Source organism: Streptomyces sp. NPDC057616, assembly GCF_042800575.1.
Taxonomy (GTDB): Bacteria; Actinomycetota; Actinomycetes; order Streptomycetales; family Streptomycetaceae; genus Streptomyces.
Genome location: NZ_JBHVGU010000045.1, coordinates 1 through 12,796, shown reverse-complemented (window position 1 = coordinate 12,796; position 12,796 = coordinate 1). Strand labels below are relative to the sequence as shown.

General features: G+C 69.7%; 14 protein-coding genes and 1 rRNA gene. 4 read left to right on the top strand and 11 right to left on the bottom strand.

Features of this window, described 5'->3' with window-relative positions:
- Window positions 1–229: 229 nt before the first annotated feature.
- On the bottom strand, window positions 230–508 hold the full coding sequence (locus tag ACFU97_RS38905) for a glutaredoxin family protein (protein WP_384266071.1): 279 nt from the start codon (window positions 506–508) through the stop codon (window positions 230–232).
- Window positions 509–660: 152 nt separating this feature from the next.
- Between ACFU97_RS38905 and ACFU97_RS38900 the strand changes: the two genes are divergently transcribed.
- From ACFU97_RS38900 to ACFU97_RS38890, 3 genes are all read left to right on the top strand, one after another.
- Window positions 661–1,572, top strand: coding sequence for an HAD family hydrolase (locus tag ACFU97_RS38900; RefSeq protein ID WP_384266068.1), 912 nt, complete (start codon window positions 661–663; stop codon window positions 1,570–1,572).
- A gap of 329 nt (window positions 1,573–1,901) precedes the next feature.
- Window positions 1,902–2,675 (top strand): ECF subfamily RNA polymerase sigma factor, BldN family, encoded by a 774-nt coding sequence (locus ACFU97_RS38895; protein WP_384266066.1) that lies wholly within the window; start codon window positions 1,902–1,904, stop codon window positions 2,673–2,675.
- A 226-nt stretch (window positions 2,676–2,901) separates the two neighbouring features.
- Complete coding sequence (locus ACFU97_RS38890) at window positions 2,902–4,125, top strand: DUF5667 domain-containing protein (protein ID WP_384266063.1); 1,224 nt, start codon at window positions 2,902–2,904, stop codon at window positions 4,123–4,125.
- 60 nt (window positions 4,126–4,185) lie between these two features.
- On the opposite strand, the gene ACFU97_RS38885 is transcribed toward ACFU97_RS38890, so the two are convergent.
- From ACFU97_RS38885 to ACFU97_RS38865, 5 genes are all read right to left on the bottom strand, one after another.
- On the bottom strand, window positions 4,186–5,238 hold the full coding sequence (locus ACFU97_RS38885) for a lysophospholipid acyltransferase family protein (RefSeq protein WP_384266061.1): 1,053 nt from the start codon (window positions 5,236–5,238) through the stop codon (window positions 4,186–4,188).
- A gap of 14 nt (window positions 5,239–5,252) precedes the next feature.
- Window positions 5,253–6,314: an NAD-dependent epimerase/dehydratase family protein gene (locus ACFU97_RS38880; RefSeq protein ID WP_384266059.1), complete on the bottom strand. Its 1,062-nt coding sequence runs from the start codon at window positions 6,312–6,314 to the stop codon at window positions 5,253–5,255.
- A gap of 280 nt (window positions 6,315–6,594) precedes the next feature.
- Window positions 6,595–6,693, bottom strand: a complete 99-nt coding sequence (locus tag ACFU97_RS38875) for a 30S ribosomal protein bS22 (RefSeq protein WP_003948845.1) — start codon at window positions 6,691–6,693, stop codon at window positions 6,595–6,597.
- A gap of 154 nt (window positions 6,694–6,847) precedes the next feature.
- On the bottom strand, window positions 6,848–7,057 hold the full coding sequence (locus ACFU97_RS38870; protein WP_016437488.1) for a helix-turn-helix domain-containing protein: 210 nt from the start codon (window positions 7,055–7,057) through the stop codon (window positions 6,848–6,850).
- A gap of 129 nt (window positions 7,058–7,186) precedes the next feature.
- Window positions 7,187–8,002: a phosphatase gene (locus ACFU97_RS38865; RefSeq protein WP_384266057.1), complete on the bottom strand. Its 816-nt coding sequence runs from the start codon at window positions 8,000–8,002 to the stop codon at window positions 7,187–7,189.
- A gap of 238 nt (window positions 8,003–8,240) precedes the next feature.
- Between ACFU97_RS38865 and ACFU97_RS38860 the strand changes: the two genes are divergently transcribed.
- Window positions 8,241–8,711 carry a spore-associated protein A gene (locus tag ACFU97_RS38860; RefSeq protein ID WP_384266054.1) on the top strand — a complete coding sequence of 157 codons (471 nt, stop codon included), beginning with the start codon at window positions 8,241–8,243 and terminating at the stop codon, window positions 8,709–8,711.
- Between the two features lie 46 nt (window positions 8,712–8,757).
- Here the strand turns inward: ACFU97_RS38860 and ACFU97_RS38855 are convergent, their stop codons facing one another.
- From ACFU97_RS38855 to rrf, 5 genes are all read right to left on the bottom strand, one after another.
- Entirely contained in the window at window positions 8,758–9,930 is a 1,173-nt protein-coding gene (locus ACFU97_RS38855; RefSeq protein WP_384266052.1) for an acetoin utilization protein AcuC, read from the bottom strand.
- Complete coding sequence (locus ACFU97_RS38850) at window positions 9,881–11,104, bottom strand: MFS transporter (RefSeq protein ID WP_384266049.1); 1,224 nt, start codon at window positions 11,102–11,104, stop codon at window positions 9,881–9,883. Before ACFU97_RS38850 ends, ACFU97_RS38855 begins: the two co-directional genes overlap by 50 nt.
- A 78-nt stretch (window positions 11,105–11,182) precedes the next feature.
- The gene (locus tag ACFU97_RS38845; RefSeq protein ID WP_384266046.1) at window positions 11,183–11,911 is read right to left on the bottom strand and encodes a VC0807 family protein; all 729 of its coding nucleotides are present in this window, start codon (window positions 11,909–11,911) and stop codon (window positions 11,183–11,185) included.
- 103 nt (window positions 11,912–12,014) lie between these two features.
- The gene (locus ACFU97_RS38840; protein ID WP_384266043.1) at window positions 12,015–12,659 is read right to left on the bottom strand and encodes an HAD family hydrolase; all 645 of its coding nucleotides are present in this window, start codon (window positions 12,657–12,659) and stop codon (window positions 12,015–12,017) included.
- A 62-nt stretch (window positions 12,660–12,721) separates the two neighbouring features.
- Window positions 12,722–12,796 (bottom strand): 5S ribosomal RNA (rrf, locus tag ACFU97_RS38835); the annotation flags it as partial.

Sequence of the window (12,796 nt, the reverse complement as noted above, 5' to 3'; positions counted from 1 at the left end):
GCCCCGTCGACAGCAGGCTATGTCTTTGTGAACGCGTGCACAAAGATGGTGTCCGATTTGCCCGGCCAACGTGACCGGGGTCACGCGCCCCCGGCGCACTGATGAGGAACTGGCGCACACGCACCACCGTTCCTTTTCTTCTGGGGGCAAAACCGCACACTCTCCTCAACGATCCCCGCCCCCGAGACCAGACGCCATCGATCCTAAGCGACCTGCCGGCGGGTTTGGACTAGTCGGTCAGTGCCTTGCGCAGCCGCTGCTCGTCCACGCGCCAGAAGGTGTGCTGCCTGCCGTCGACCAGGACCACGGGGATCTGCTCCCAGTACTGGTCATGGAGGTGCGGGTCGTGCGAGATGTCCTTGCTCTCCCACGACGCCCCCACCTCGCCGCACACCTTCTCCACCACGGACTGTGCGTCATCACACAGATGACACCCGGGCTTGCGGATGAGGGTGACGACGCGGTCCTGCGGAGCCTTGCGGCGGAAGAGGGGACTCATGTCAGCCATTCTCGCGCGCGGGGCCGTCGCCGGGACACCCGGGAAAACGCCAAGGAACCCCGGGACGGCATGAGTTCTTTAACGACACGGTCGCGGAGAGTTCACAGGCTACAAACCTCGCGCGTATGGAGGCACCGAACAAACTGGCTATGCTCACGGGCATGGCCGCTCTCGGATGGCTCACTCCCCGTAGGCGTTCCGCCACGGCGCGGAGCGTGTTGGCAGGCGAGGCTTCTGCGGAGGCAGCCCGCAAGTCCTCGCAGGACGTCCCCCCGGAGGAACAGGAGTTCCCCGTACTCGGAGACGACAAGGCTGCCGCGTTCTTCGACCTCGACAACACCGTGATGCAGGGCGCCGCCCTCTTCCACTTCGGCCGGGGCCTGTACAAGCGGAAGTTCTTCGAGACCCGCGACCTCGCCAAGTTCGCCTGGCAGCAGGCCTGGTTCAGGCTCGCCGGCGTCGAGGACCCCGAGCACATGCAGGAGGCCCGCGACTCGGCGCTGTCGATCGTCAAGGGCCACCGCGTCGCCGAACTCCAGTCGATCGGCGAGGAGATCTACGACGAGTACATGGCCGAGCGGATCTGGCCGGGCACCCGCGCCCTGGCCCAGGCCCACCTGGACGCGGGCCAGCGGGTATGGCTGGTCACCGCCGCGCCGGTGGAGATCGCGACCGTGATCGCCCGCCGCCTGGGCCTGACCGGCGCCCTGGGCACGGTCGCCGAGTCCGTGGACGGCGTCTACACCGGCAAGCTGGTCGGCGAGCCGCTGCACGGCCCGGCCAAGGCCGAGGCCGTACGCGCCCTGGCCGCCGCGGAGGCCCTGGACCTGTCCCGCTGCGCCGCCTACAGCGACTCCCACAACGACATCCCGATGCTCTCGCTGGTCGGCCACCCCTACGCCATCAACCCCGACACCAAGCTCCGCAAGCACGCCCGCACCCTCGACTGGCGGCTGCGCGACTACCGCACGGGCCGCAAGGCGGCCAAGGTCGGCATCCCGGCGGCAGCTGGCGTGGGCGCGGTCGCCGGAGGCACCGCGGCGGCGATCGCCCTCCACAAGCGGCGGCGCTGACGCCGTTGACGCCACGCGACACGACGGGCCGGGACATGTTTCCCGGCCCGTTCCGCGTTTGTGCAGTCCAGTTGGCTGCACACCGCCACAACACGCCCTGTTCCGACTCGTAATCCGAACCGATTCGATCAACAACCGGTCACGCAGAGGTACTTGAACGGGCGCCAATCGGTTACGGAAGCGACGGAATCGGTGATTTGAGCAACTGGGTGTAGCAGCGCCTGTACGAAGCGTTATTCTCCTCAGACGCAAACCGGTACCACTCCGTCGCTACGACGGGTGAACGGTCCCGCACTGCACGTGATGGAAGCTCTGCCTCTGGGAGTCCCGTGTACCCACACGTCGGGGTTGACGCCTCGGGCCTGGCTACGCTGCGCGCAACGGTCCTCGACCTGTTGCGCGGCTTCGTCCCCACCGCGTACGCCGTCCCCGCCCTCGCCGTTGCCTCCACCCCCGTCGGCCCGTGCTACGCGCTCGCCGACGGCAGCGCCGCCGTCGGCAGACGCGGCCGGGTGGCCGGCGGCACCACCACCCGCCGACCGGCCGCGGACAGCGACAGCGCCCGGATGATGGACCTGGTCGAACGCGCCCAGGCCGGCGAGGCCGACGCCTTCGGCCGGCTCTACGACCAGTACAGCGACACCGTCTACCGGTACATCTATTACCGGGTGGGCGGGAAGGCCACCGCCGAGGACCTCACCAGCGAGACGTTCCTGCGCGCCCTGCGCCGCATCGGCACCTTCACCTGGCAGGGCCGCGACTTCGGCGCCTGGCTGGTGACCATCGCCCGCAACCTCGTCGCGGACCACTTCAAGTCGAGCCGCTTCCGGCTCGAGGTGACGACCGGCGAGATGCTCGACGCCAACGAGGTGGAGCGCTCCCCCGAGGACTCCGTCCTGGAGTCCCTCTCCAACGCCGCCCTGCTCGAGGCCGTGCGCCGCCTCAATCCCCAGCAGCAGGAGTGCGTGACACTCCGCTTCCTCCAGGGCCTGTCCGTCGCCGAGACCGCCCGGGTGATGGGCAAGAACGAGGGCGCCATCAAGACGCTCCAGTACCGCGCGGTGCGCACGCTGGCCCGGCTCCTCCCGGACGACGCCCGCTGACACTCGGTGACACTCAACTAGCAGTCAGTGATAGTGGGTTGACTTCTCGCTCCGATCATCCGTCGTCCGTAACCCAAGTGCCGCGACGCTCGTTGTGCGGGATGCAGGCTCCCTGTGGTCACTCCCTGGCCGCCTCCGATCACTCGATCGTGTGGATCTGGTCAGTGGGTGCAACCCTCAGGACCCCCTGGGGAGTCGACCGTCATGATGAGAGGAGGTGCCGCCAGTGATCGCGAACGTATCGGCACACCGGCGGGCGAACGCCTTCGCCCAGGCCCTGGAGGAGCAGCCGGACCGGGGCGCGGCGGCCGAGCCGTCCGAGGCACCGCCTTCGGGCCCGGCTGCCGCGGAACAGACCGAGCAGGGCCGCCTGTTGGCCCTCGCGGAGTGTCTCGGCGAGGTGCCAGGGCCGAAGCTGGATCCCGAGGTCAAGGTCGTCCAGCGGGCCCAGCTGGTGGCCGCGTTCGAGGCCATGATGCAGGAGGACGCCGGCGGCGAGGCGGCCGGACCGGCCGTTCCCGTGCAGCGCTCCCGCGGCGCCCACCGCGCGAGCCCACTCGGCAAGCTGCGGCCGCGGTCACGGCTGACCAAGGGCCTGGCCGCGGGCGGACTGAGCGTCGGCGTCGCGGCGGGTGCCTTCGGCGGAGTCGCCGCGGCCAGCCAGGACGCCCTGCCCGGCGACTCGCTCTACGGGCTCAAGCGCGGCATCGAGGACTTCAAGCTCAACTACATGTCCGAGGGCGACGACCAGCGCGGTGTGGCCTATCTCGACCAGGCCTCCACCCGGCTGAGCGAGGCGCGTCGGCTGATGGAGCGCGGCCGCGGCAACACCCCGATCGACCACGAGTCCCTCGGCGAGATCCGCCGCACCCTGGCCGGCGTCACGCACGACGCGTCGGAGGGCCACCGGCTGCTGCACGAGGCGTACGAGCGCGACCCCAACTCGCTCGGCCCCATCCAGGCCCTGTCCACCTTCTCGCGCTCGCACCGCGACGTCTGGGGCGCCCTGCGCGAGCGGCTCCCGCTGCAGCTCGGGGACGTCAGTGAGCAGGTGTCGTCGGTGTTCAACGCCATAGACGAAGAGGTCGCCCCGCTGCAGTCCCTGCTGCCCCCGTCCCCGGCCCAGGGCGGCGGCTCCGGCAAGCACCACGGCTCGGGCAAGGCGTCCGCTGGCACCTCCGGCTCCGGCCGGAAGTCGGCGTCGCCCAGCGCCGGCCGGAGTTCCTCCGAGCACAGCCGTCCCGGCAGCCCCAGCCAGTCGGCCGGCTCTTCCGGCGACGGACTGCTCGGCGGCAACACCGGCGGCCTGCTCGACCCGCCGAAGGACAGCGGCAGCGCCTCCCCGTCCGCGAGCAAGTCCCCGAGCAGCGAGCCGGACGTGACGATCCCGCCGCTCCTCCCGGGCCTGCTCCCCGGCCTCGGCATCGACGGCGAGAACACCGGCCAGTAGGAGACCTGCGTGTGTGGGGGCGCCCTTCCTGAGAAGGGCGCCCCCACACACGTACCGGAATCAGAAGAACACCGACCGCCGCTGCACCAGCAGCTTGTAGAGGGTGTGCTGGATCTGCTCCCTGACCTGGTCGGTCAGGTTGAACATCAGCATCGGGTCCTCGGCGGCCTCCGGCGGATAGCCGTCCGTCAGGATCGGCTCGCCGAACTGGATGGTCCACTTCGTCGGCAGCGGCACCGCACCGAGCGGACCGAGCCACGGGAAGGTCGGCGTCAGCGGGAAGTACGGGAAGCCCAGCAGCCGCGCCAGGGTCTTCGCGTTGCCGATCATCGGGAAGATCTCCTCCGCGCCCACGATCGAGCACGGGATGATCGGGGTGCCGTGGCGCAGAGCCGTGGAGACGAAGCCGCCCCGGCCGAACCGCTGCAGCTTGTAGCGCTCACTGAAGGGCTTGCCGATGCCCTTGAAGCCCTCGGGCATCACCCCCACCAGCTCGCCCTGGCCCAGCAGCCGCTCGGCGTCCTCCGCGCAGGCCAGGGTGTGGCCCAGCTTGCGGGCCAGCTCGTTGACCACCGGCAGCACGAAGACCAGATCGGCGGCGAGCAGCCGCAGATGGCGGCCCGCCGGATGATGGTCGTGCACGGCGACCTGCATCATCAGGCCGTCCAGCGGGAGGGTCCCGGAGTGGTTGGCGACGATCAGCGCGCCGCCGTCGGCCGGGATGTTCTCGACACCCTTCACCTCGACCCGGAAGTACTTCTCGTACACCGGCCGCAGCAGGGACATCAGGACCTGGTCGGTCAACTCCTCGTCGTAGCCGAAGTCGTCGACCTCGTAGTCGCCGGTGAGGCGGCGGCGCAGGAAGGACAGACCGCTCGCGACGCGCCGCTCCCAGCCGCCGTCCTGCTGCGGCTTCTCGAGCGGCTCCTCCTCGTGCGTCACGGGAACATCATCCTGCGCAGACGCCCTGCTGGGCAGTGGCTGGACCTCACCGACCAGCGCGGGTTCCGTGGTCTTGCGTCGGCTCCCCACGCCCCGGCGCCGCGACGGCCGCTGAACGGCACTCCCGCGGGACCGGTCGTCGTCGAACGGAATGACCTTGGCATCCGCCATCGTTGATGCGCTCCTCAGTTGGCGCTCTGCGTCGGGGGGTGGCCGCCGCCCAGGACGGGCAGCGCGGCGATCCGGTCGACGGCCCCGGCAAGGGCCTCCGGCGGCAGGAGCCCGGGTCCATGACTGTGCGCGAAGTCGGCGAAGGTCTCCGCCGTCGTGTACTTCGGCCTGAATCCGAGCGTCTCCCGCATCTGGTCCGTCGCCACGACCCGGCCGTGGGTCAGCAGTCGGATCTGCTCGGGCGAGAAGTCCGTCATCCCCAGCGTACGCACCAGCGAACCGGCCCAGGTGACCGCGGGCAGCAGCAGCGGCACCGTGGGGCGGCCGAGCCGCCTGGAGCACTGGGAGAGCAGCAGAACCCCGTCGCCGGCGATGTTGAAGGTGCCGCTGTTCAGGGTGCCCCGCGCCGGCTCCTGCGAGGCGATCCGCAGCACCTCCATCACGTCGTCCTCGTGCACGAACTGCAGCCGCGGGTCGTAGCCGAACACGGTCGGCAGGACCGGCAGCGAGAAGTAGGAGGCGAGCGGCGTGTCCGCGGTGGGGCCGAGGATGTTGGCGAAGCGCAGCACGCACACGGCCACGTCGGGCCGGCGTCGCGCGAAGCCGCGTACGTACCCCTCGACCTCGACGGTGTCCTTCGCGAAGCCGCCGCTGGGCAGCGACTTGGCCGGGGTGGTCTCGGTGAACACCGCGGGGTCGCGGGACGCGGAGCCGTAGACGTTCGTACTGGACTTCACCACGAGCCGTTTGACCGTCGGCGACTTCTGGCACGCACCGAGCAGCTGCATCGTGCCGATGACGTTGGTCTCCTTGATCGCCGCCCGGCTGCCGCTGCCCAGTCCGGTGGCGCTCACGTCCATGTGCACGACGGTGTCGGCGCCCGTCTCGGCGAGCACCCGCCCTATGGTGGGCTGCCGGATGTCGGCCTGGATGAAGTCCGCGCCGCCCAGATGATGCTCCGGCTGCACGGCGTCCACGGCGATGACCCGGTCGACCCCCGGGTCACGCTGGACGCGCCGTACGAACCGGCCCCCCAGCCGGCGGGCCACTCCGGTCACAAGCACGACCTTGCCCAAGATCTGCGCCTTCCTTCCAGCCCATCCGGTACCCGTAGCCTGTCGCGTTCCCCGCTTGCGGCCAACTTAGCGGGTCGATGTTGCGCTGTGATGACCACCCAATGCACGAAGTGACGACATCCACAGACGTACGAACAGACCAGGCCATGTGAAACCCGTGCGTAGGCACGGGACGAGCGCATGATCCCGTGTGTTTCCGGTGGCTTCTGTGAAGCCCAAACGCGTGTGGCCCCCCACCGGTTGCGGTGGGGGGCCACAGAACACGCTCCTAGCGCATCGCTTACTTCTTGTTGCGACGCTGAACGCGCGTGCGCTTGAGCAGCTTGCGGTGCTTCTTCTTCGCCATCCGCTTGCGCCGCTTCTTGATAACAGAGCCCACGACTACCCTCGCTCACTTCTCATCACTCGGTGTTGGGCGCCATGGGCCCATACGACCTACGAGGGGCCAGCCTACCCGCCCGAGCGCTGAGGTCGTAATCGAGGCTTCCGGGGGAGATCCCTGTAGTGCCCTGAGGATCTCCCCGGGACGTCCGTCAGGCGGTTTCCACCCCCACGTAGCTCTCGCGAAGGTACTCGTGAACCGCGTTCTCGGGGACGCGGAAGGACCGCCCCACCCTGATCGCGGGCAGATGACCGCTGTGCACCAGCCGGTACACAGTCATCTTCGACACTCGCATCACCGAGGCGACCTCCGCCACGGTAAGGAACTGAACCTCACTCAGAGGCCTCTGCTCAGCAGCCATGACACACCTGAACCTTCCGCACTCGACGGCCACCGGCTTCCCCTTCCGGTGACTCTTCGTCGCTGCGTGCTCACTCCCCAATGTAGGGGCGGGTGATGCGAGTGGGGAAGAGGTGCACCCATCGGCGGCCTACTGTGACAGACACGCTCGATTGAGTACGTAGCGGGTAAGCGGCCGGTAGTAATCAGACCGCACAGCGTCATCAAGTGGAACGACGACGGACACGGACCCCTCGGCCTCCCCCACGAAGAGCGCGGGGTCGTCCGTATCGGCGAGCCCAATCGCCTCGAACCCCAGCTGACCTGCCCCGCAGACCCAGCCGTGGTCCCCGACGACCAGTTCGGGAAGGGTCCCGCCGACCTCGGCGGCCGCGGCCAGGGCGGTACGAACCGGGAGCGGAGAGTGCGTGTGCACGCCGGTCGCACAACCGGGGCGGGGCGTCCCGGGTTCCCGCACCAACGCGACTCCTTGTACGTAGTCAAGGTTGTACGTGCGTAGGCCGAACCGGGTCGTTATGTCGACACGGCGACCATACGCAGGGGTGAGGACGGTACATCCCGCCGCCGACAGCGCGTCCGCCAAGGCGGCGTAGAAGCCGAGCAGGCGGTGCGGATGACCGGTACCGAGGAGTACAGGGGCGCTGCGCTGGGCCGCAGCGGCGAGGCGGGCCGCGAAGGCGTCCAGCGCGGCCAGGGTGCATTCCGGATCGATCACATCTTGGCCGGAGACATGCTGAGGATCGGCCGAAACCCCGCACTTGTCCGACATCAACTCGATCAGATCCCGCTGTCTCCACGTCCATTCGGGATCAAGTCCGATCAGCACGCGGGGATCGCGGGCCGCGAAGAGCCGATAGCTGCGCAGGCTCTCCTCCCGCGAGGTGGCCACGGGCCCGGCGAGACGGGCCGCCAGGAGATGGGCGCGCAGGGCTCCGGTGCTCAACACGTCTGCGATGGTGACCGACCGCGGGCGGGCCCAGGGCGGAAACCGGTGAATTACCGCACGGGTGGCGTAATAAGCCGCACAATGCCGCGCCCGGCGCCGGTGACAGAACGGTGACAGAAGGTGGCACAACTAACGTACGGGCTCCCCGGTCTCACTCTGCGTGGACGGCAACGACCAACCGTTCACGGCACGTTGACCACACGGACAACGTGGACCACACCGCAGCAGGGGGAACACCATGAAGAAGCTGTCCCGTCGCGCCACGACCGCCTCCGCACTCGCCGTCCTGGCGCTCGGCGGCACGCTGGCCGCGACCATCCCGGCCTCGGCGGCCACCCAGGCGTCGACGGCCACCAAGCCGGCCGCGGTCACCAGGTCGGCAGCGGCCGCCGCCACGTACAACGGCGCCTGCGGCACCGGCTACAAGGTCATCGACTCCACGCCGGTCGGCAACTCCGGCAAGATCTTCCTGACCTGGAACGAGTCCACGGGCAAGAACTGCGCCGTGACCATCCGCAACACCACGGGCGCGAAGATCCACATGGAGGTCACGCTGAAGGCCATCGACAGCAGCCAGCCGGCCGCCAAGGACTCCGGCCAGTACACGAGCTACGCCGGCCCGGTCTACGTCAACGGCCGCGGCTACTGCGTCACCTGGGGCGGCACCATCGGCACCGCCTCGGCCGGCGACTCCGGCCACTGCAGCTGACCCGGCACCGGGGGCGGGCCGCCAGGTCCGCCCCCGGGCACCACCTCTAGGCCAGCAGCCCCCGCAGCGGGAACGCCGCCCGCCGCGTGGCCAGCACCGCCTGGTCGAGCCGGTCCGCGGGGTCGTACCCCTCGTCCCATCCGGCGTACGACACCGGCCACCGCCCGTCCGTCATCCGCGCCGGCGCCAACTGCCGCGTACGGGCGAACACTTCCTGCCGCCAGCCCTCGGGAATCACCGTCTCGGGCGCGACCTCCCGCCCCGCCGCGATCGCCACGAGATGCGTCCACGACCGCGGCACCACCTCGACCACCGCGTATCCCCCGCCACCGAGCGCGACCCAGCGCCCCTCGGCGTACTCGTGCGCGAGCTCGTGACAGGCGACCTGCACGGCCCGCTGCGCGTCGAGCGAGACGGCCAGGTGCGCGAGCGGGTCCTCGAAGTGCGTGTCGGCCCCGTGCTGCGACACCAGCACCTGCGGCCGGAAATCGGCGATCAGTTCCGGTACGACGGCGTGGAAGGCCCGCAGCCAGCCCGCGTCCCCGGTCCCGGCGGGCAGCGCGACGTTCACGGCCGACCCCTCGGCGGAGTCGGCCCCCGTCTCCTCCGGCCACCCGGTCTGCGGGAACAGCGTCCGCGGATGCTCGTGCAGGGAGATCGTCAGCACCCGGGGGTCGTCCCAGAACGCCGCCTGCACCCCGTCCCCGTGATGCACGTCGACGTCGACGTACGCGACCCGCTCCGCCCCCAGCTCCAGCAGCCGCGCGATCGCCAGCGCGGCGTCGTTGTAGATGCAGAACCCCGAGGCGGCGCCCGGCATCGCATGGTGCAGCCCGCCCGCGAAGTTCACCGCGTGCAGCGCCTCCCCACGCCATACCGCCTCCGCCGCCCCGACCGACTGCCCGGCGATCAGCGACGACACCTCGTGCATGCCGGCGAAGGCGGGATCGTCCAGCGTGCCCAGCCCGTACGCCCCGTCCGCCGCGTCCGGATCGGCCGAGGCCGCCTTCACGGCGTCGATGTAGTCCTCCCGGTGGACGAGCCGCAGCGTCGACTCCCCGGCGGACTTCGCCGCCACCACCTGGACCTCCTTGTCGAGCCCGAAGGCGTCGACGAGATGCCTGGTCAGGGCGAGCCGGACCGGGTCCATCGGATGGTCCCGGCCGAAGTCATAGCCCGTTACTGCCTCGTCCCACATCAGCTGTGCGCGGCCGCTCATGCCCGCCACCGTATCGGTCCGATCGGGGAGCGAACGAGCGGGCGTAGAACAGGGTCACCAGCACCAACAGCATCGGCACGACCATCGCCCAGCGATAGCTCCACGCGTCGCCCAGCGCACCCACCAGCGGCGAGCCGATCAGGAAGCCCACGTAGTTGAAGACGTTCAGCCGCGCCACGGCGGCGTCGGAGGCGTCCGGGAACAGCCGCCCGGCCGCCGCGAAGGTCTGCGGCACCAGCACGCACAGCCCCAGCCCGACCAGCGTGAACCCGAGCATCCCGACCCACGGCCCCGGCGCCAGGGCCACCACCGCGAACCCCAGCGCCCCCACGACCGCGCCCAGGCGCACCACGGGCACCGCCCCGAACCGCCGCACCCCGGTGTCCCCCAGCGACCGCCCGAGCAGCGTGGTCACCATGTAGACGTTGTACGGCACCGTCGACAGCTGCTCCGAGCTCCCGAGCACGTCCTTCAGGTACTTGGCGCTCCAGTTGGAGACGGTCGAGTCCCCGATGTACGCGAAGGTCATCACCAGGCACAGCGGCAGCAGCAGCTTGAAGACGATGCCCTGCCCCTGCACCCGCTCCCGCTCCTGCTCCTCCACCGCCGTGGCGGAGCCCCCGTCGACGTACCAGCGGCTGCCCACGAGCGTGGCGGGCAGCAGCACCGCGACGACCGGCAGATACGACACCCACAGCGCCAGATGCCAGTGCGCGCCCACCCAGGCCAGCGAGGCGCCGACGATCCCGCCGAGGCTGAACGCGGCGTGGAAGCTGAGCATGATGCTGCGCCCGTACGCCCGCTGCAGACTCACCCCGAGCATGTTCATCGAGGCGTCGAGGCCACCGACGGCGAGCCCGAACGCGGCCAGCGCGATGCCCAGTTCGACCAGGTGCTCCCCCGCGCCGACCCCGAGCAGCGCCAGCAGCACCACGGGCTGCAGACACCGCAGCAGCAGGCTCGGGCGTATCCGCTTCACCAGCTGCTCGGTCGTCACGCTGCCGACGCCGGCCAGGATGGGCACGGCGGCCAGGAAGACGGGCAGCAGCGCGTCGGACACTCCGTACCGGTCCTGAATGGCCGGGATACGGGTCACCAGCAGGGCGAAGGTGGCGCCCTGAGCGAGGAAGCTGAACGCCAAAGAGGCCCTGCCGCGCCGCAGCACATCTGTCATGGCGGCGAGCGTAGGGCCCCTGGCTACCTGTGGGTAGATCAAGCCAAAGATGAATTTCCCTCAGCTTTACCTTCTCGATCAGGCGGCGACGGCGACCTCGGCCCGGGCGCCCGTCTCCTCAGCCTCCGCCTCGGCCCGCACCATCGCCTCCATCGGCCCGGCGGCCAGCCCGCCGCTGACGACGAAGGTCAGCGCCATGACACCCACCATCAGGACCCCACCGAGCCACACCATCGTGTCCACGGGGATGGTGTACGCCCCCACGACCCGCGCCACGCACTCGGCGAGCAGCGCCACACCCCACACCACGGAGAACAGCCGCTCCCTGCGCAGGAAGTCCGCGGAGGCGGCCGACCGGCCCGACACCAGCCGCTCCCAGGCGGCCTCCTTCGCCTGGTCGCCCTTCACCAGGAAGGGCTTCATGCCGGCGGTCATCATGGGCCGGCCCAGAGCCACCGACACCAGGATGCCGATGCCGACGGTGCTGCTGACCGCGCCGTCCTTGGCGAGCATCAGCCGCGGGTCGCCGGAGACGAAGCTCAGCAGCAGGGAGACCACGTTGACGACGAGGATCAGCCCCGCCAGCCCGTTCGCCCTGCGCTCCTTCACCACGCTCCAGACGGTCCGCACCGCCGGCACGACGCTGCTCCAGGCGAGCGCCGCGAAGGTGCTCATCCCGAAGGCGTCCTTGAACAGGTAGTACGAACCGAGGGGAACCGCGACGTCCACGATCAGCGGACGGAAGTTGTCGAGCGCGCTGGGAGTCTGGGTGTTGCTCCGGCCCTGGGACACCTTGTTCGTCGTCATGCCCTCAGCTTCCCGCCCGGCACCCGGTCGCCAGTAGAAACGATCGTCCGCACCTCGGCGTGACAAATGTCAGCCCCGCCCCGGTGCCGACGTCATACCGGCGTCATGCCAGCAGGTCAGCCAACTCGCCCAGGTCTCCGAAGAGTTGCGTGGCCCCGGTGAGCCGCTCGGCCGGCGTCATGGCGGTGAACCCGTACACGTCCATCCCGGCCGCGTTGGCCGCCTGCACCCCGAGCGGACTGTCCTCGACGACCACACACCGCTCCGGCGCGACACCCATCCGCGCGGCCGCGTACAGGAACAGATCGGGCTCCGGCTTTCCCCGCCCCACGTCCTGCGAACTGAAGACGCGCTCCTCGTCGAACCACCGGTCCAGCCCGGTCTTCCGATGCCCCACCCGGATCCGCTCATGACTCCCGGAGGACGCGACACAGTACGGCACCCCGTCGGCAGCCAGCTTCTCCAGCAGCTCGACGGCCCCCGCGACCGGCTCCAGATCCCGCTCGAACGCCGCGAACACCCGCGCGTGGAAGACGTCGTCGAAGTCCGCCGGCAGCTTCCGACCGGTCCGCTCCTCGACGAGGTCATGGACCCGGTGCATGGCTGAGCCCATGTAGTCCCGCAGGGACTCCTCGTACGAGGTCGGATGCCCGAGCTCGGTCAGATAGGCGGCGAGGAGCCGGTTGGAGATGGGCTCACTGTCGACGAGGACGCCATCGTTGTCGAAGATCACAAGGTCGTAGCGCATAGGACCGAGCCTAAACGCAGAAAACCCCCGCACCGAATGGTGCGGGGGTTTTCTCAAAGTTTGTTCGGCGGCGTCCTACTCTCCCACAGGGTCCCCCCTGCAGTACCATCGGCGCTGTAAGGCTTAGCTTCCGGGTT